The organism is Vibrio sp. L3-7, from assembly GCF_963898195.1.
GTDB classification, from domain to species: Bacteria; Pseudomonadota; Gammaproteobacteria; order Enterobacterales; family Vibrionaceae; genus Vibrio; species Vibrio echinoideorum.
In genome coordinates this window covers 1-19,023 of record NZ_CAWQUW010000007.1, presented here as the reverse complement: position 1 = coordinate 19,023, position 19,023 = coordinate 1, and the positions used below count along the sequence as shown (strand labels likewise).

The window sequence follows — 19,023 nt, the reverse complement described above, 5'->3', positions numbered from 1 at the left end:
TAGATTACTTGTCAGCAAGTAGTTTTGCTGCTGAACGCATTAGTGCCGGGCCTTTATTCTCACCAAAACCTGAATGGTATGGGTTGGTTGAGAACATCACGCCTACAAAATCACGATCTGGATCGATATAAATAAACTGGCCAAGGTTGCCACTTTTCGACATCGCACCGTCATTGAAGATATAGTCGAATTGATAAGCGTTGTAGTCGGCCTTTTCGTTAAAAGCATGAACTGAACCGCTCTCTTTGCTAGTGCCGACAAAGGTTTTTGGATCGCCGCTATTGCGAATACGATCAATCACGGCTTGAGAGATGACAGGCTCATCCGCCACCGCTTTCCAGCTTGGCGTAAACAGAGTGCCCCAGCGCGCCATATCTTCTACTGTTGTCGAAACCAAACCGACGGCAATCGCCATTCCATCTGGCGTTAGGTTAAACTGCATAGGCTGACGGGCATGTACCTTAGACCAAACACGATCTTCAAAGACTTCGGTCCAAGTCTTGTTTTCAATGTTTTCTACTAGCTTGGTCAAAACCATGGTATTGATTGAGGCATAGCGGAAATGATCACCTGCTTTCTCGCCCTCCAGTTTCTGAGCACCTTTTGCAACATTCATCCATGTTTCCATCTCACCGGTTTTTGCTCTTGGTGAATTGAATGACGCAGCAAAGAAACGTACTACGTCAGAGTCCGGATTCAATATCGATTCAAGCGTTTCTTCGTTGTCTAACGCAGTCGACATGTTGAGCACTTGATGGACAGTGATATCTTCCCAATTACTCCCTTTTAACTCAGGGATGTAATAAGTAATATCTTGTTCAGGATCGACTTTACCTTCTTCAACCAACATTGCGACTACTGCGCCTACCGTCGTTTTCGCTGTTGACGCCCAAACATGGGTGTCTGTTGGGCTCATGCCTGGGTAGGCCTGATAAACAATTTCCCCTTTGTGAATTAACATGAAACCTTGAGTTCGGAACTGCTCATCCGCTAGGTATTGCTCCATCGTCAGCTCACCTTTGGTTTCGGTGTTTACCGTTAATTTAGCAAGACGTGAATCGATATTTTTAACCAGTGGCTTATATTCAACATTAGGAGCGGCAAAAGCGGTCGGCATGAATTCACTCATGTGCATGTTGTAGTAAACACTGTGGTCTCCACCCATTTGCCAATGGAAGTTATTGAAGTTTTCGCGGGCAGAATCAACGAAGTCAGGAGTAAAAGATTGGTGAGCATCTTTCATAGGTAGAGTAACCTGCGCGCCTTCAATCTTAAGCGCGGCTTCTACTGGGTTTTCTGCAAATACAGTCGATGACACAGCAAGCGATGAAATCGTGAGTGATGAAATAATTAGGGCAATGGGTGTAAGTTTCATATTCTTCTCCTCTTTGGGTTGGGAAAAGTATATTGAGTTACGCTACACTTAATTAGGTCATTTGGTGACATTTATAGGTAAGCACTAACAACAATGAAAGCATCATCGCGCACCACTAACATACTATTGAGCTCTACCAGTAATATTGCCCCATACATTGCGTATTGCGATAAAGAAGCACTTGATTGGCGCGGTGTCGCTATAGAATGTGGTTTGCCACTTGAGCTAACACAATCTAATCAGTGGCTTCCTACGCAAGATTTGATTCGCTTCATTCATGGACTTGAGCGTCAATTTGGTTATTCGATAGGGATTGAGGTCGGTCGTAAAACGTCTCTGGAACAACTGTCACCACAACTGAGCCGTGAAATAGAGAAATGCACATCGTTAGAGCAGGCCATTCGTTGTTTGATCGCCGAAATGCCTAATTTGAACAATCACGTCACTATATGGACTGAGTATAGAGACGGCTTGTGGTGGTTATGCCATCGAAGTTGTTATCACCCATCTACATCTGGTTTTGAACAATCCGAGTGGTTTAGATCCCTTACTGTAATTAGCTTATGCCGTAAATTTATAGACAGCAGATGGCAGCCATCACACGCTAAGCTTGTTTCTACAAACAACAAGGCTCGTAAATTACCTAAACACTTCTTTAATTCTGATATTCAGTTTGAACAACAATATGGGGCGATTACGATTCCATTACCTGATGACTATCGTGCAGTAACAGAGCAAGACAGCGAATTAAATTGGTACCAGTCAGTCGAAACGTTAATCCAGACCTACGCAATTTTGCCTTGGTTTAACATAGAGTGGTTTGCAACCATGTTGGGAATGACAAAACGAACACTGCAACGAAATCTAAAGAGTGAAAATATCTTCTTTAAAAAAGCCAAAGAACAGGTTCGAGAAGAGAAAGCCAAACAGTTGCTCGAAGAAACAGATCTTTCGGTGCAAGAGATCAGCTGGCAAGTTGGCTACAGTGATTTGAGCAACTTTAATCGTGCTTTCAAAGGTTGGGTTGGCATCACAGCGCCAGAGTACAGGCGCAGCCACTCTCTCCAAAAATCAGCAGAAAGGCAAGAAACATCCCATCATGCTCTAACGTAAAAAATCCGGCTTTATGTCCGGATTTTCTATGCGATGAATAACCACAACGACTCGGCTACTTAATCAAGTAAAGCCCTAGCGTTATCGCCCTGCTCATAGATATATATACTAACGGCAGAAAGTGTTTTGATATCGTCTAAGTTAACGAGCAAAGAGTTTATGCCTTTTGTAAGGTTACCATTCAGACGGTCTACCAACAGTCGAACTTTTGCAATATCTTCTCTCGCTTTTGGAACTCGGGTATTCATGAAATTGAACCATTTTTCATTCATATTCCGAGACACTTTTGCTAAGACTTCCGTATTAGTAATAGTGAAAGGCTTATCTAACGTCCCGCCGTCACGTAGAATATCGTAAATAATATGGCCATTCTTTTTGGCTACCATCATATTCTTGGTGTTAAGTTGAAGCTCACCAATATGTCCGTTCTCCATCTCTAGGAAGAACTTTATATCCTTATAACCTGCGTCTGTCGCCCCACAGTTGAATTTAGCGTTTTGCCCCTTACTGGTTCCGTAACGATCTTTCATTGCTGATTGATGGTGCTTTAATTTATCGAACTCTGTCGACAAGGCGATAATGGATTTTGCAGCGACCATATCTTGCGAGGTTTCAAACACTATCGTCATACGCGCCGCGTCTTTCAGATCACCAATATCATAGTTACGCTTACGATTGGTAATTTTGTCTAGCGCACCATGAAAATCTTTCACCCCTAGGTAAGCGCCCGGAGGCTGTTTTACAGTTCCATTACATACAGAGGCCACTTTAACTGCATATTCTTTTAGAGCCTCTTGCGCTTCAACTGTCTCCATAAACATCAGAAACAACTGTTTTTTCTTGAGCGTGGCATTCGCGACTTGATTTCGAGAACCAAAATCTAGGTTACCGTTCGCTAACTTCTGACTGGATGATTCATCCAGATAGTTATGGATCTTTTCCTTCTGAGTCATGATGTCGAGAATGACTTGATCCTGCTGCTTGTTAGCGGCATTCATGTAATCGAAGTTTTCGACCTTTTGTTTCAATGCTTGTAACTTCTGTTGATAGTCTTTGACGTTAACCAAGCGAAAGCCCTGAGACATGATGCCTTGTTGGTTTATCTTGGCGAGTACCTTCGCCTTGTTCTTTCTAACTTGTTCTTGGCTGATCTGAATTTCTTCTGTGGTCGGCATATTTAGGTTCCTTCTCCAATATGCAGTTAAAACTGTGCTTGCTAACTCGCAATTCCTTTTCTCTCCAACGATATTAGTTTATGGATTTGATAATTACATTAGCCAACAACGATAACCCTATAAAATAAATAAGGTTTGAGAGATGCTTCCCTAAAGTGACAGCACACAATGCGCCAACACCGCCAAATTCGACGTTAAGTAATATGCTTAGATCCGGTAACAATTATTGGTATCGAGCTGACCTTACGTTATCCTTTACGCAATTCTTCATTGAGAGGTTTGTCACCACAACAAGCCTAACTTCAAGACCGATAAGAGTGTTATGAATTCTACTACCGCAACTCCCTCGCCTTCTCTTGGCCGACAACTCTATACAATGACATGGCCAATGCTGTTTGGGGTACTCTCCCTAATGAGCTTTCAGCTTGTAGACAGTGCTTTTATTGGCCAACTGGGCGTACTACCGCTGGCTGTTCAAGGTTTCACGCTTCCAATACAGATGATCATCATTGGTATTCAGGTCGGGCTGGGTATCGCGACGACCGCGGTAATCGCTAGAGCCATTGGCGCGAATGAAACGCGCTACGCTAAGCAGCTTGGTGGATTAGTGATTGCGATGGGCAGCGTGAGTGTCGCGCTTTTCTCTGTCATCATCTATCTGCTGCGTGGGCCAATTTTACAGTTGTTGGATGCGCCACCGACGGTATTGCCGATCATTGATTCTTATTGGATCTATTGGCTAGTCAGCTCTTGGACAGGTGCGCTGCTCTACTTTTTCTACAGTGTGTGTCGTGCCAATGGTAATACCATGCTGCCCGGATCAATGATGATCGCGACCAGTATCATCAACTTGATATTGGACCCGATTTTCATCTTCACTTTCGACATGGGCATCAATGGGGCAGCCATTGCGACCATTTTGGCGTTCGGTGCGGGTATCTTTATCGTTGCTCCAAAAGTTACGAAAAAGCATTGGATGACATTCGACTGGCACGATCTCGACATCAGCAAAAGTGTTCGTTCAATCGGTAACATCATGGGACCTGCCATGATCAGTCAATTGCTACCACCCGTTTCATCAATGTTCGCCACCAAGCTACTTGCTGGCTATGGGACTGCAGCCGTTGCAGCTTGGGCTTTGGGTTCTCGTTTTGAGTTTTTCTCCATTGTTGCCGTGTTAGCACTGACTATGTCGATGCCTCCAATGATTGGCCGCATGTTAGGAGAGAACAACCTCGAAAACATACGCAAGCTCGTTAAGATTGCAGTGATGTTCGTATTGGGTTTCCAGTTGGTGATAGCGTTAGTGACTTGGTTGTTTTCAGGCGGGCTGGCAAACCTAATGACCAGTGAAAGCGAAGTCTCAACGATTTTGAACTATCACTTACTGATCGTGCCTATTAGCTTAGGGCCACTGGGAATCTGTATGTTAATGGTTTCTGTCTCGAACGCATTAGGCAAGTCTTACACCGCATTAACGATTTCAGCGCTACGCCTGTTCGCTTTCTTCTTACCTTGCTTATGGGTTGGTTCGCAGCTTGCTGGTATTGAAGGCCTGTTTTGGGGCGCTATGGTCGGCAATGTGCTTGCCGGAACATGTGCATGGTTTATGTACCAACGCGCACTTGGGCAAGTCGAGGCTAAGCTTGCTAATTAACCAGTTAGCGAACTAAACGGCTTACCAACTAAACCGCCAGAAAATTATTAAACGAAAAAGCAGCCACTTAGGCTGCTTTTTTAGTTTTCAGATTTAAAAAACATCGAGTTTAAGCTTGCTCAAAGTGACTCAAAAACTCACCGCAATCTTTTTGGAAAAGTGGCAATGCTTCTGCCAGTTTTTCATCACCCCAATGCCACCACTCAAGGCTTTCTAATCGCTCGACGTAACTAGGATCATCAAAGCGAGGGCGCAGTACCTTGGCTGGGTTGCCAACCACAATCGAGTATGGCGGCACGTCTTTCGTGACCACACTCCCCGCTCCGACGATCGAGCCATTGCCGATGGTAATACCCGGAAGCACAATCACACCGTGACCAATCCACACATCATGTCCAACGTGTACTTTGTCTTCTTCACGCCACGAGAACACCTCATCATCCAGTAATGAAGGGTCTTCACCTAGCTGATACTTTCCAGGGCGATAAGTGAAGTGATGCAGCGTTGGACGCCACCACGGGTGATTGCTCGGATTTAGGCGAACCGATGCGGCGATTGATGTGAACTTACCTATTTCGGTAAACATCAGGTTACAGTCATTTTGTATGTAGCTGTAGTCTCCGACTTTCACGTTATTTAGCACGCAACGGTCAGCGATTTCGGTCCAACGTCCTAATTCGACGTTATGCAGCTTACTGCTTTGAGCAACGCTCGGTTCGCTGTTTAAGGTTGGGGAAAGAGGTTGGCTCATAGGGTTATCTCCTCGCCATCGTTGAGAATGCGCAATCGCTGCGAAAAGGCTTGTGGGTGTTGTGCTGCCCAGCCAAGCATGTGGTGGCTGACATGAATCAAACCAAGGTTCTTCGGACGACAGGTTTCATCAATATCTAATATATGGTGGAAATCGTTGTGGTTTAGACTGGCTCGAACTTGAGGGTCTTCAATTGGTGGGGAGTTACAGTCCGTGATTAACCAATCAACGGGAAACTCTTTCAGCCAACGTTCGGTTTGCTTTGGCAGCCCTATCGTGTCGGTTAAATAGGCCAATCGCTTGCCATCAAGTTCAAAGCAATAACCAAGGCAAAGTTTAGAGTGATTGAGGGGTAATGGCGTTACTATTATTCCCTGCCAATCAAAAGGCTTGAACGCCTGTGCTCGTATGGAAAAATCTAAGATACCCGGATGCTTATAAAGATCATCACAGCCAAGCGGATCATCAGGAGAAATCACCGAGATCTTATCGCCTGCACCCCATCGGAGATCAAACAAACTCTGAACATGATCCATGTGGTAATGAGTCAATAAGATCTGATCAATCGATCCTGCGGGGAATCGGCGCATAAGATCAGGCGCATTAGCATCCAACAGCAGAAACTTTCCATTATGTTCAAGGAACGCTGATGACTTTTCTCGTCTTAAGTTTGGGTCTTCAAAGGCAGAAACACACACCGAACAATCACACCCGTAAACTGGCACCATCGCGCTGTTGGCTGTGCCTAACATGGTAAATTTCATACGACACCGCCTGCTGGTTCTGCGAGCCTTTCAGCTTGCTCTTTTAAACGAGCAAACTGCGCAATGCTCTGTTCAAGCGTGCCACTGTTATCAATACACAGCGTATTATTGAGAGCCGATGAGCCTGATGCAGAATCCACACAATAGTCAGCCGCACGTTGCAATCGAAGGGCAATCTCAGCTTCATTTTCTCGTCCGCGGGCTCGTAAGCGGGCTTCTAACACCTCAGGCTTAACGCTCACGACAACGGAGACTAACCGCTCGCCAAATAAGTCTCTGGCGGCATCTAAATACGCACGCGAACCATTGACCACGACACTTAAGCCCGCATCCATCCATTGGTGAACCTCTTGGCCAATGCCGTAGCTCATGCCATGTGCCTGCCAACTCATTGCAAACATATTGCGTGAGTAGCGAATAAAGAATTCATCGTCACTGAGCTCGACATGATTTTCGCCACCAGCATCGGCCGCACGTGTAATGTAGCGATGAGCAACCACTAAATCTTTGACGAACTGTTCTCGTAGAGCCGATATAATCGAATCTTTCCCTGCCCCAGAAGGACCAATTACGTAATAAAGCTGGCCCGGTTTGTCAGCTTTAGGGGTAGCGTTCACCACCCCATTCACATCAAATGAGTAACTTTTAGACATGGATTAGAATACCTTCTTGCCTTCCCGCCACACACGAGATACGAGCTGGTGATCATCCAAACGATGCGCTAATACCAGATCGGCACGCTTACCTTCTGCTATTACACCACGGTCAGTTAAGCCTAGAGCTTGTGCAGGGTTCAATGTCGCCAATTGCACCGCTTGTGCTACATCGAGGTTGTTGCGCTCATCATTCACTAGCGTAAATACCGCGTCTAACAAGCTCACTGGGTAATAATCGGAAGACAAAATATCCAACACGCCCAAAGACGCCAGTTCATGCGCTGCGACATTACCCGAGTGCGAACCGCCACGAATCACGTTTGGCGCACCCATCATTACCTTCAATCCTAATTCGTGAGAGCGCTGCGCTGCCTCAACTGTGGTTGGGAACTCTGCGATGACCATACCCAACTCTTTAGATTCCGTCACATGCGCGCTAGTTGCATCATCATGACTTGCCGTTGGAATGTTCAACTCTCGGCACTGACGACAAATCTCATCACGATTCTGTTTCGACCAACGTTCTGACTGAGCAATTTGGTCTTTTTCGTACACCGCCATTTCAGCATCCGTCATGTTGTACTTGCCTTGATAGTAAGTTCGATACTTATCTAGGTTAACAAACTGGCGCTGACCCGGCGCGTGATCCATTACGGAGACTAACTGCACTTCTGGCATGTTGACGTAACGCTCAAACAAACCAACCGTGGTTGAGTGCGGCACTTCGCAACGCAAGTGAATACGGTGCTCGGCTCGGGTTAGACCACGCTTCTGGCTCTCAGCCACGGTATTAATAAACTGGTCGAGATTCTCTTGGCGATTGCCATCTCGGTAGTCACCCAAAGCAACCGCATCAAGCACCGTGGTGATACCGGATCCAATCAGCTGAGTATCATGAGCGCTCATTGCCGAAAGCGGTGGCCAGTTTACCTTGGGTCTTGGCGTGAAGTACTTCTCAAGGTTATCGGTATGCAGCTCAATTAAACCCGGCATTAGAAAGCCATTCTCACCATCAAAGGCACTAGGAAGTTGGCTCGTCGAGTCAGACATGTTGGCAATCACGCCGTCTCGCAGCTCAACAGAGCCACGCACAACTTCGTTTTCAAGCACTAGATTTACGTTGGTAATAATCATTTGCGTCAGCTCCCTTTACGCACACGCTGTGGTGAGTTGTTTTGATGAAATGTCTTTTTGTAGTTTCACGTCATACAGTCGGTCAGCGACCAGATCTCGTGTTGCTTCGTCATGGAAGATACCGATGATTGCAGCGCCGCCTGCTTTGGCTTCTTCAATCAAACTTACGACCACCGCACTGTTGGTTGCATCAAGCGATGCCGTTGGCTCATCAAGCAGTAGGATTGGGTAATCAACAATAAAACCACGTGCGATGTTCACACGCTGCTGTTCACCACCAGAAAAAGTTGCAGGTGCTAAGTGCCACAAGTGTTCAGGTACATTTAGGCGAGTCAGCAGTAACTTAGCTCTCTCTTCTGCCTCTTGCGCGCAGCCACCCATTTCCACCATTGGTTGCATCACCACTTCCAGCGCGCTAATACGTGGAATCACACGCAAGAACTGGCTTACCCAACCTATGGTGTGTTTACGCACGTTGATGATTTCTCTTGGTGTTGCTTTCGCAACGTCTAGCGTGTTGCCTTGGTGTACAACGTTGATCGAGCCAGAGTCCACTAGGTAGTTGGCATATAGCGCGCGCAACAGCGTTGATTTGCCTGAACCTGAATGACCGTGTAAAACCACACATTCACCACTGTCTACTGAGAAGTTCGCGCCAGTGAGAACTGGCAGTTCAACACCATTTTGATTGTGCAGCACAAAGGTTTTACTAACGTTGTTTACGGTTAATTTGGTATTCATGTCATCGTCCTAATTCTGCAGTACAGAAGAAACCAGCAGTTGTGTGTATGGATGTTGAGGATCATCAAGCACTTGATCGGTCAGGCCGCTTTCGACTACTTCACTGCGGCGCATTACCATTAGTCGATGTGCAAGCAAACGAGCTACAGCAAGATCGTGAGTTACGATCACCACGGCCAATTCAAGCTCTGTGACTAAGCGGCGAAGAAGATCGAGCAACTTGGCTTGTACCGACACATCCAAACCGCCAGTTGGCTCATCCATGAAGATCAACTTGGGGTGCGTCACCAGATTGCGGGCGATCTGTAATCTCTGCTGCATACCGCCAGAGAAAGTTGTAGGCATGTCATCCATTCGATCCGTTGGGATCTCCACATCACCCAACCATTTCGCAGATTTCTCTCGAATTTCGCCATAGTTACGTTCGCCAACTGCCATTAGGCGCTCACCAATGTTCCCGCCTGCCGACACTCGGCCGCGTAAGCCATCCATTGGATGTTGATGCACCACGCCCCACTCTGTACGCAGTAAATGGCGACGTTGGCTTTCTGCCATTTGGTACAAGTCTTCCAGTTGTGAGATTTGCTTATCCGCGTCACCACGCAGGTAGATCACTTCACCGCTGTCTGGTGTTTGACGGCCAGAAATCGACTTCAATAAGGTACTTTTACCCGATCCCGATTCACCCACAATGCCCAACACTTCTCCGGGGAAAAGGTCGAAAGATACGTTCTGAAAGCCCTTACCCGGCGCATAAAGCTTAGTGAGATTAGAGACAGACAACAGAGGCTGCTCTGACTGTTTCCATTCGTGTTTCATGTTCGTCACCGCGTTCATGCGTTGTTCTCCTCTTTACGGCCTATCTCGTTATGAACAAACTGATTGCCATCAAGTTGTTGACTGCTATCTTGTTGCTCACGGCAGTAATCCGTATCTGAACAAACAAACATATGTGAGCCTTGGTCATCCATAACGACTTCATCAAGGAAGGTATTCGTCGAACCACAAATCGCACATGGTTCGTCCCATTGTTGAATCTCGAATGGGTGATCTTCAAAATCTAGACTTTGAACCTTGGTGTAAGGAGGTACGGCGTAAATACGCTTTTCACGACCCGCACCAAACAGTTGCAATGCTGCCATGTTGTCCATTTTTGGATTATCGAATTTAGGAATTGGCGATGGATCCATGATGTAGCGATCGTTTACTCGCACTGGGTAAGCGTAAGCCGTTGAGATGTGGCCAAAACGAGCGATGTCTTCATACAGTTTGACGTGCATGATTCCGTACTCTTGCAGCGCATGCATTTTACGAGTCTCAGTTTCACGAGGTTCAATAAAGCGCAGCGGCTCTGGGATCGGCACCTGATACACCAAGATCTGATCTTCTTGAAGATCAACTTCAGGAATACGGTGACGTGTCTGAATAATGCTCGCTTCCGTCGTTTTTTCAGTCGTATTTGCACTGGCGATGAACTTGAAGAACTCACGAATCGACACTGCATTGGTTGTGTCGTCCGCGCCTTGGTCGATCACTTTTAACGTGTCTGGTTGGCCGATTATTGCAGCGGTGACCTGCACACCACCCGTTCCCCAACCGTAAGGCATTGGCATTTCGCGACCACCAAATGGAACTTGATAACCCGGAATGGAAACCGCTTTAAGCAACGCACGACGAATCATTCGCTTGGTTTGCTCATCAAGGTAGCCGTAGTTGTAACCCGTCGCACCGGCTCGGTTCTGAGATGCTGTTTCTTCAGTATTGACTGTCGCTGAAGAGTTACGTATCGGTGCATTAAGCGTTGCTGTGTTCATGACTGACCTCCTTGTACATCATTACCTTGTTCGTCATTACCTGGCTGAGCCATCAATTCATCGTGCTCTTTATGCATTTTTCTAAGCAGTTCCAGTTCTGCTTGGAAATCGACGTAGTGAGGAAGTTTAAGGTGAGATACAAAGCCTGCGGCTTCTACGTTGTCTGAGTGAGAAAGCACAAACTCTTCATCTTGAGCTGGGCCATCGACAGGCTCATCGTATTCTGCGCCTTGCAAAGAACGGTCAACCAACGCCATCGACATTGCTTTACGTTCAGTCGCACCGAACGTTAAGCCGTAGCCTCGGGTCAGTTTGGCTTTCTGCTGTTTATTGCCAACAAAGCCGTTGACCATCTGACACTCGGTCAGCTCAATCTCACCGATGTCGATGCTAAAACCCAGTTCTTCCGGTTCAATAGATAGTGTCGAAAAGCCGGTACGAATCTCGCCTGCGAATGGGTGGTTACGACCATAGCCACGTTGGGTTGAGTAACTCAGTGCCAATAAGAAACCTTCATCGCCGCGAACCAAGTTTTGTAGGCGTGCACTGCGGTTACACGGGTAATTCACCGGATTCATGGTGATGTCTTCTGGTACTTGCTGATCGTCTTCTTCGGTCAACATCATGTCGAGGTTTTCAAGAATGCCCAGCACCTGAGGACAAGGTTCAGTGTCAGTCACATATTGAGTTGGGATCTGCGGTGTTTCACCCTCAGCAAGCAGACTGAAATCCAACAAGCGATGCGTGTAATCGTAGGTTGGACCTAAGATCTGGCCGCCCGGTAAGTCTTTATAGGTTGCCGAAATACGACGCTCAATTCGCATTGCGCTCGTGTCTACGGGTTGCGCAGTTATCAGGCGAGGTAACGTGGTGCGATAAGCGCGCAACAAGAAGATAGCTTCAACCAAATCACCCGCGGCTTGTTTGATGGCTAATGCCGCGAGTTGTTTGTCATAAATTCCGCCTTCCGTCATCACTCGGTCTACCGAACCTGACAGCTGCTCTTGAATCTGTTCAACACTCAATTCTAGCAATTCAGGATTACCACGACGCTTCTTCGCTTGCAGTTGATGCGCCAGACTAATGGCCTTTTCTCCACCCTTTACAGCAACGTACATGTTGTTGCCTCCACTTTGGTTGTTCGAGGCAGACACAGCACTTGCTGGTCCGCTACAAAGATAAAGTCGACACCTAATGGAAACTTCACCAGTGATTGACGCTCTTTAAGATGAGCAATAAAGCCAATCGGTAAACCGTTAAAAAACGCAGCTTGTTCACTTTGGATTCCAGGGCCACTCAGCGACAGCTCAGTTCCAGACGTTAAGCTATCGACCTCAATCACAAACGTTGTTGAGGTATCTGGGTACTCTTCATTGCCGAGATTGAATGTCAGTTCTGACCAATCAATCTCCTGTAGATCTTGTGCTGAAATCGCAGCAAAGCTCGCTTGTTGAGTCTGTTCTACAATCGGTGCGCCAACGTGGAATTTGATGTTTTCAGTCACCGCGTGATCGGCCTTTAATGTCTCAGATAGCCAAATTGGCGTTGCGTTATCCGCCATTGAAAGTAGTGTTTGAGCCGCTGCGCTCATCATTGAACCAAAGCCTTCACAGCGGTTTAGCGTTACGACGGTGCCGGGTTCAGACATTGCCTTCAGCAGTAATCGAAAACACTGCTGGCTGTCATGAACTGCATCTTGAAATGCAGGAGAAATCATACTCATTGAATTCGTTCTAACCTGTTTAATTCGTTAATCTTATTCTTGAATGACATGTGGTTCTTCGTACCTAGTCTTCACCGCGAGCCTAATCTTCTCCGCGAACCATGGTAAAAAAGTCCACTTTGCTTGACGCCACTTCTTGGCGACGTTGACTGTCTCGTTCATGTTTCATCGCAGCCAAAGGTTCAATAACTTGCGTATTAATCACTTCGGCTTGTTGCCCGTTTTGCATTAAGGCATCGACAACAGCGGCTAGCTCTGCATGAGGCTTGCTTCGCCCCTGTAAGTAGCTGTAACCAAGTTCTCCACTTGTTAGCTTGATTACGGCGCGAGTAATCGTGACATCACCCATATTGAACTGACGACCCGTTGATCCCATACGCGCACGGACTTGTGCTAACCCAATCTCCGGTTCGCGAACCATGGCGTACTTCGCTTCTAGCCCTAATGCTTCCCAGCGCGTTTTCAATTCTGAGAACTGGCTCTGCGCGAGTACTGACATCCACTTTTTTCGCTCTTTCAAAGCTGTCATTTAGTGCTCCATTACTATTTCGGTTGCGTCGGCACGGGTATTGGAACTTGAGAATTCCGCTATTACTTGAGTGCCTTTAATTACGTTGGTGGTTTTAATTTTGAGTAGCGGTGTACTGGTACTGATTTGCAATAAACGACACTCTTCATTGGTTGGGATTTTCGCGCCCACCCGAGTCTCTTTTCGCTCTAAATCAATCTCCAAACCACGCTGAATAAATTGGTGCAAAGAACCGTTGGTGAAGTTCTTGATAATCGGCCACCACTCCAGATTCGGTAGGTAATGGTCGATGATGGTTCTCGGTGTATCTCCCGTTTTTCGCAGGGTACGGATGTGGATGACCTTGTTTCCCTCCGCCACTTTCAAGTAGCCCGAAATCTTGGGTGATACATTGATAAGACGAGATTGAAGCACTTCACATCTTGGCATCGCACCTTGCTCAATCAGGTTCTTGGTGAAATGCGCACCGGAGTGAAGTCGATAGTCACTTGGCTGACGAATTACCATGTTGCCTTTACCTTGATGACGTTGAATCAAGCCCGTAGACACCAGTTCATCAACAGCGCGACGAAGCGTGTGACGATTCACGGCGAAGCGCTCAGCCAATTTGGATTCCGGAGGTAAGTAGTCACCCGGTACAAAGCGATCTTTCACTTCCTTTTCAAGCTCTGAGGCAATATCTAAGTAAACGGGCATAAGAGTTTCCTTTCCTAAAGTTCAATCACTTATCTAGATAAGTTCAGATAAATAGACATCTAAGATGCCTAGATAAACTTCTTACGGATGATTTGAGAAACGAAGTCGATAACGCTCACCGTCACGATAACAATCGACATGATTGCTGCGGTTTGTTGCAGTTGGAAACCTGAGATAGATTGCCAAAGCAGCACGCCAATACCGCCTGCACCAACCATACCCACAACCGTTGCCGAGCGAATATTCGACTCTAAGCGGTACAGTGAGTACGAAATCCAAAGCGGCATCACCTGTGGAATCACGCCGTAAAGAATCACTTCGATTGGGTTTGCGCCTGTCGCTTTCACGCCTTCCATCGGGCCGGGTTCAATCGCTTCAATGGCTTCAGCAAATAGCTTGGCAAGCACACCTGTTGTATGAATAAACAGCGCCATCACACCAGCAAACGGTCCTAATCCGACAACCACGACAAACAGCATCGCAAACACCATTTCATTTATAGCGCGTAAACAATCCATTAATCGACGGATTGGAAATGTCACCCAGCTCGGCATCAAGTTCTCAGCACTCAAAATGCCAAATGGAATCGCTAACAGAATCGATAGCACGGTTCCCCAAATACCCACTTGAATCGTCACCAGCATTTCACTGAGGTACACGTTGCTTTCACTGAAATCTGCGGGGAAGAAATCTTTGCCTAGCTGAACCATGTTCTCTGGGTGTTCAAAGAACATCATTGGTGCCATTTCTGCGCCTTGCCACGCCCAGCTAAGGACCAGTAGGGCTATCACAGCAATCACACCGTTTTTGATCGACAGCTTTGATGAAGGTACATAACTTTGAGTTGTTGCAGTCATTGTTCTTTACTCTTTTATTGCGCCGCCCAAAGCGGCGCAGGGGATAGGATTAGCCTTTCAGCGCATCAATTTCCGTTTGCAGCTGGTCGATTTCTGCTTGGTATTGCGCCATGCGTATGGATCTGTCTTTCTCGCTTAGGTTGCTGTTGTTTTCAGCGTCAACCAGCTTTTTGAACGCTTCCATTTGGCGAATAGGCAATAGTTGGTTGTTGTCGGTAGCAGCAAAGCCAGACCAAGCCAATTGATGCAGGTTTTCAAGCTGTTCAGGCTCTTGGCCGTAACTCACGAAGAAATCACGTGCTTTTTGCTTCAAGTCTTCATCTAAATCTTTACGGTAGGTAATCACGTCTGATGGGATAAGCTCTGATTTCCAAACCACTTTCAGCTTGTTAAACAACTCAGGGTTTTGCTCTTCGATGCGGATAAGACTCATGGTGTGATTGGTTGCGACGTCCACTTGGTTGTTCGCGACAGCCATCACGTTGGCACCATGGCTTGCGGTTACGTTGCGGTGAAAGTCATTGGCAGAAATACCATTGCTGGCGAACGCTTCGAAATTCGGCACAAGGAAACCCGACGTAGAGTTAGGATCGCCATTACCTAATTTTAATGTTTCGCGCTGCTCGATCACGTCTTCAAGCGTGTTGATGTTGTCATTTTTGGCATTCACAATGAGTAAGCTGTAATAACCCTGTAAGCCCTCTTCATCTATGTATCGAGCGAAGACTTCTGCGTCAGCACGATCAACGGCTTCCATCGCCGCCTTGTTTCCGTAGTAAGCAAAATCGACCTTACCAAAACGCTGTGCTTGAATGATGCCTGCGTAATCAGGTGCGAAATAAGCCTTTACTGGCATGCCTAACGCTTTACCTAGGTCATCCAGAAGAGGCTCCCAACGGCTACGCAAGTTTTGTTGTGCATCGGTCGCGATAATGCCGAAGTTGATCGAATCTTTTGCAACAACGTGACCGGCGGTGAGCGTCGTCATCAACACAGTTGCCAACGTGACAGCCTTCTTAATCCCTGATTTCATTGAATGAAACATCTTGATTTCCCTGATATTTAAAAAGACGTAGCGAGCACGTCGTTAGATTGGATGTATGGTGTGTTTATCGATTTTTTAGAACGGTATAGGTCTTCAAGCTGAGGCTTAGTCAGTTCCGCACTCTTTCCTTCGTAGAACACTTGGCCGTCTTTCAGCGCGATAATGTTTTCGCAATACTTAAGGGCGTGGTCGACTTGGTGAAGCGTGACGATGACAGGAATGCCTTCCTTCTCATTAATGTCCGTAAGCAACTCCATCACGATGCGTGCTGATTCAGGATCAAGCGAAGCGATAGGCTCGTCAGCAAAAATGATTTTGGCTTTCTGCATCAATGCGCGTGCGATAGCGACACGTTGTTGTTGACCACCAGATAAATTGCCAACACGTTGACTTGCGAAATCTTCCATACCAACTCGACGCAGTGCTTCAAGCGCTTCTTGTTGTTGTTCAACCGTAAAAATACCCGTAAGAGTGCGCCACTTAGGTGTTGAGCTCAGTGCGCCAATCAGTACATTGGTCATCACAGATAAGCGGTTTACGAGATTGAATTGTTGGAAGATGTAACCCGCTTGCGCACGGATGTTCCGAACATTGCAGTCCGCCTTACCATTCGCCTGCACCGTTTGACCAAGCACGTTAATTTGAGAATCCGTGTTTTTATCTCCGATGATCAGGCCACTTAAATGACGAAGCAGCGTAGATTTACCAGAACCCGATGGGCCTAATAGTGCCGTCATCTTGCGGCTTGTAATCGTCAAATTGATGCCATTCAGAGCCTTGTTCGAACCGAATGTTTTGTTGACCGTCTTAACTTCAATGATGTTATTCATCGTCAATGTCCCTGTTTGATTTAAGGCCACTTTGACGTCTAATTATTAAGGTTACGTGTCGGTTTATTTGCAGAAATGTAATATTTCAAGCGGTTAGCTAACTTATCTAGACAAGCTTAACTCGCTGTTTTTAATACCAAAATAAGGAGAGATTTGATGGGAAATATCAACTTATATACAGACGTAATTCACAGTAATTTGACAATGAAAAGCTCAATTAAAATGGCAACTCCTCAGTGTTCTCTGCTCAATAGATACACACCTCCAATAGCTGCTAAATTCACATAAAAAAAAGCACCCCATAAAGGAGTGCTCGATATCATTAAGTGTTTAATTTCAAAGCGATGTGAATACCGCCTCAACACAATCTATGTCTACGATAAACACGATTGAGTTCGAGCTAGATGAAGCCTTGATACAGTGACTATCGAGATAAAACCAACAACTGCACTAACAAAGATACTTCACAGCGCCCAGTTAACCTCGCCCATAACCTCACGAGTCGTCAGCGGCTTCACAATACTCATCACACCATAAGCCGAACCTTGCAAGAGCACAAAAACGAACACGAGATACAGAATATTCTCAGATAGAATCAAACACAAAGTCGCACAGCAGATACTCATAAAGCACGCAACGGTGATCCACTCGATCGACCAGTGTTTATCAACCAACAGCCACATCATACGTCCAGCTACCTGCACAGGCCCTATCAAAGAGATCACCAATATCGCTAAGTCATCTGAAACATTACACTCATCCAACAATGGCAAAAGATGGTTTAACACCACACCATGGTTAAGCGCGATCATGGAGAAACGAAAACATTAGATTAAACAGGTAAGAAGCAGAGCTTAAACAAGTAGTTGAAGACCTTGATACTTTGGGAGGCAGTTTTGAGTCAGCCCCATTGTTAGAGGGCACACGAAGCCGAGCAAGCGATTTGGTGTTAATCAACAGCTATGGCGCGGCGACAAACAGAGCTGCCCCAGCAAAAATCTGCAATGTACCACTGGGCTACAATGCTGCGTGAAGTAGTGAACCGTTGGAAAACAGATGGTGATCGCAAAGCCTGTCACCAAGGTGATCATAGTGATCGCACGTTTGGCTTTCGTTCTCAAATTTCGGGTCAGAAAGGCAAAGCAAGGTTCATAAAGGCAATCCACCATAACCTTTGTCAATTAGATACCCAGAAGCCAAGGCCGCAATATCAGATACACCCACTGCCAAGGTTAACCCCAATATGAATTCATAACGACTCCAGTCGTGCACTTGCTCACAATTTAGAAGTAGCGCCGGAAAAACATAATAGAGACAACACCAGAGCAACGTCTGACCGAGCGCTAAACCCCAAACCGCTTTGTTTATAAATCCACACTTCTAGAAAATTCGAATTATTTAAATACAATTATAGTAAAAGCTACCTTATCTCATCAAGTTAACTTAACAACATGATAATTTTAAGAAGGTTAAATGAAAGTTTGTTTTATTATTGGAGTGTGGAGTAATTCGAGATGAAATAAAGATATTAATTTAGGGTATCGATTAGATGTGCTAATAAACTAAGTTAGTTTTCTTTAGACGAAAAAAAGCCCGCTGATTTCTCAACGGGCTTTTCAATGGTGGTGGAGGGATAGGGATTTGAACCCTAGAACCGCTATTAACGGTTGCCGGTTTTCAAGACCGGTGCTTTCGACCACTCAGCCATCCCTCCAGCAAATTGTCATCAACAGATTCGTGCACTGTTGAAGTTGTTACTTGCTATGCAAATAACGATACCTTTTGTCTTCACTTTTTAAAAAGTGAAAATAAATAGGAGCCTGGCGATGTCCTACTCTCACATGGGGAAACCCCACACTACCATCGGCGCTATTGTGTTTCACTTCTGAGTTCGGCATGGAATCAGGTGGGTCCACAATGCTATGGTCGCCAAGCAAATTTTGCTTTTACTTTCAGTTTTTTAAAAACTGAAGGCAAAATAATCTGGAAAGCTTATTTAAAAGTATTTCTCTTCAAACGCATTCAAGGTCTGTCTTTGAGTCCACAAAACCCCTTGGGTGTTGTATGGTTAAGCCTCACGGGCAATTAGTACAGGTTAGCTCAATGCCTCGCAGCACTTACACACCCTGCCTATCAACGTCGTAGTCTACGACAACCCTTTAG

General features: G+C 46.0%; 19 protein-coding genes, 1 tRNA gene and 2 rRNA genes. 2 read left to right on the top strand and 20 right to left on the bottom strand.

Features of this window, described 5'->3' with window-relative positions:
• Window positions 1–4 precede the first annotated feature (4 nt).
• Window positions 5–1,375 (bottom strand): serine hydrolase domain-containing protein, encoded by a 1,371-nt coding sequence (locus AACW75_RS07010; protein ID WP_237297697.1) that lies wholly within the window; start codon window positions 1,373–1,375, stop codon window positions 5–7.
• 93 nt (window positions 1,376–1,468) lie between these two features.
• On the opposite strand from AACW75_RS07010, the gene AACW75_RS07005 reads away from it, so the two are divergent.
• Complete coding sequence (locus tag AACW75_RS07005) at window positions 1,469–2,488, top strand: helix-turn-helix domain-containing protein (RefSeq protein ID WP_145571041.1); 1,020 nt, start codon at window positions 1,469–1,471, stop codon at window positions 2,486–2,488.
• A gap of 59 nt (window positions 2,489–2,547) precedes the next feature.
• On the opposite strand, the gene AACW75_RS07000 is transcribed toward AACW75_RS07005, so the two are convergent.
• On the bottom strand, window positions 2,548–3,663 hold the full coding sequence (locus AACW75_RS07000) for a hypothetical protein (RefSeq protein ID WP_145571039.1): 1,116 nt from the start codon (window positions 3,661–3,663) through the stop codon (window positions 2,548–2,550).
• A 322-nt stretch (window positions 3,664–3,985) separates the two neighbouring features.
• Here AACW75_RS07000 and AACW75_RS06995 point away from each other — a divergent pair, with 322 nt between their 5' ends.
• On the top strand, window positions 3,986–5,320 hold the full coding sequence (locus tag AACW75_RS06995; protein ID WP_145571037.1) for an MATE family efflux transporter: 1,335 nt from the start codon (window positions 3,986–3,988) through the stop codon (window positions 5,318–5,320).
• 109 nt (window positions 5,321–5,429) lie between these two features.
• Here the strand turns inward: AACW75_RS06995 and AACW75_RS06990 are convergent, their stop codons facing one another.
• From AACW75_RS06990 to AACW75_RS06905, 18 genes are all read right to left on the bottom strand, one after another.
• The gene (locus AACW75_RS06990; protein ID WP_145571035.1) at window positions 5,430–6,071 is read right to left on the bottom strand and encodes a DapH/DapD/GlmU-related protein; all 642 of its coding nucleotides are present in this window, start codon (window positions 6,069–6,071) and stop codon (window positions 5,430–5,432) included.
• Window positions 6,068–6,835, bottom strand: coding sequence for a phosphonate metabolism protein PhnP (phnP, locus tag AACW75_RS06985; protein WP_145571033.1), 768 nt, complete (start codon window positions 6,833–6,835; stop codon window positions 6,068–6,070). Before phnP ends, AACW75_RS06990 begins: the two co-directional genes overlap by 4 nt.
• The gene (phnN, locus tag AACW75_RS06980) at window positions 6,832–7,488 is read right to left on the bottom strand and encodes a ribose 1,5-bisphosphokinase (RefSeq protein WP_145571031.1); all 657 of its coding nucleotides are present in this window, start codon (window positions 7,486–7,488) and stop codon (window positions 6,832–6,834) included. Before phnN ends, phnP begins: the two co-directional genes overlap by 4 nt.
• Before the next feature lie 3 nt (window positions 7,489–7,491).
• The gene (gene phnM, locus AACW75_RS06975; protein ID WP_145571029.1) at window positions 7,492–8,625 is read right to left on the bottom strand and encodes an alpha-D-ribose 1-methylphosphonate 5-triphosphate diphosphatase; all 1,134 of its coding nucleotides are present in this window, start codon (window positions 8,623–8,625) and stop codon (window positions 7,492–7,494) included.
• 15 nt (window positions 8,626–8,640) lie between these two features.
• On the bottom strand, window positions 8,641–9,366 hold the full coding sequence (phnL, locus tag AACW75_RS06970) for a phosphonate C-P lyase system protein PhnL (RefSeq protein WP_017076541.1): 726 nt from the start codon (window positions 9,364–9,366) through the stop codon (window positions 8,641–8,643).
• A 9-nt stretch (window positions 9,367–9,375) separates the two neighbouring features.
• Window positions 9,376–10,203, bottom strand: a complete 828-nt coding sequence (gene phnK / locus AACW75_RS06965) for a phosphonate C-P lyase system protein PhnK (protein ID WP_186437200.1) — start codon at window positions 10,201–10,203, stop codon at window positions 9,376–9,378.
• Window positions 10,200–11,180: an alpha-D-ribose 1-methylphosphonate 5-phosphate C-P-lyase PhnJ gene (locus AACW75_RS06960; protein WP_017076539.1), complete on the bottom strand. Its 981-nt coding sequence runs from the start codon at window positions 11,178–11,180 to the stop codon at window positions 10,200–10,202. The genes phnK and AACW75_RS06960 overlap by 4 nt, the downstream gene beginning before the upstream one ends.
• A complete protein-coding gene (locus AACW75_RS06955) occupies window positions 11,177–12,298 on the bottom strand; it encodes a carbon-phosphorus lyase complex subunit PhnI (RefSeq protein WP_145571027.1) in 1,122 nt (373 codons plus the stop codon). The genes AACW75_RS06960 and AACW75_RS06955 overlap by 4 nt, the downstream gene beginning before the upstream one ends.
• The gene (gene phnH / locus AACW75_RS06950; RefSeq protein WP_054548437.1) at window positions 12,283–12,903 is read right to left on the bottom strand and encodes a phosphonate C-P lyase system protein PhnH; all 621 of its coding nucleotides are present in this window, start codon (window positions 12,901–12,903) and stop codon (window positions 12,283–12,285) included. Before phnH ends, AACW75_RS06955 begins: the two co-directional genes overlap by 16 nt.
• Window positions 12,904–12,985: 82 nt before the next feature.
• Entirely contained in the window at window positions 12,986–13,432 is a 447-nt protein-coding gene (gene phnG, locus AACW75_RS06945; RefSeq protein ID WP_145571026.1) for a phosphonate C-P lyase system protein PhnG, read from the bottom strand.
• Window positions 13,433–14,128 carry a phosphonate metabolism transcriptional regulator PhnF gene (gene phnF / locus AACW75_RS06940; protein WP_145571024.1) on the bottom strand — a complete coding sequence of 232 codons (696 nt, stop codon included), beginning with the start codon at window positions 14,126–14,128 and terminating at the stop codon, window positions 13,433–13,435.
• 68 nt (window positions 14,129–14,196) lie between these two features.
• Entirely contained in the window at window positions 14,197–14,985 is a 789-nt protein-coding gene (phnE, locus tag AACW75_RS06935) for a phosphonate ABC transporter, permease protein PhnE (RefSeq protein WP_017076534.1), read from the bottom strand.
• Between the two features lie 49 nt (window positions 14,986–15,034).
• Window positions 15,035–16,030, bottom strand: coding sequence for a phosphonate ABC transporter substrate-binding protein (gene phnD / locus AACW75_RS06930; RefSeq protein WP_145571022.1), 996 nt, complete (start codon window positions 16,028–16,030; stop codon window positions 15,035–15,037).
• A gap of 17 nt (window positions 16,031–16,047) precedes the next feature.
• The gene (phnC, locus tag AACW75_RS06925; protein WP_145571020.1) at window positions 16,048–16,860 is read right to left on the bottom strand and encodes a phosphonate ABC transporter ATP-binding protein; all 813 of its coding nucleotides are present in this window, start codon (window positions 16,858–16,860) and stop codon (window positions 16,048–16,050) included.
• 464 nt (window positions 16,861–17,324) lie between these two features.
• Entirely contained in the window at window positions 17,325–17,672 is a 348-nt protein-coding gene (locus AACW75_RS06920; protein WP_237297696.1) for a hypothetical protein, read from the bottom strand.
• A gap of 811 nt (window positions 17,673–18,483) precedes the next feature.
• Window positions 18,484–18,574: transfer RNA gene (locus tag AACW75_RS06915), tRNA-Ser, on the bottom strand.
• Between the two features lie 104 nt (window positions 18,575–18,678).
• Window positions 18,679–18,794 (bottom strand): 5S ribosomal RNA (gene rrf, locus AACW75_RS06910).
• Window positions 18,795–18,924: 130 nt separating this feature from the next.
• A 23S ribosomal RNA gene (locus tag AACW75_RS06905) occupies window positions 18,925–19,023 on the bottom strand; the annotation flags it as partial.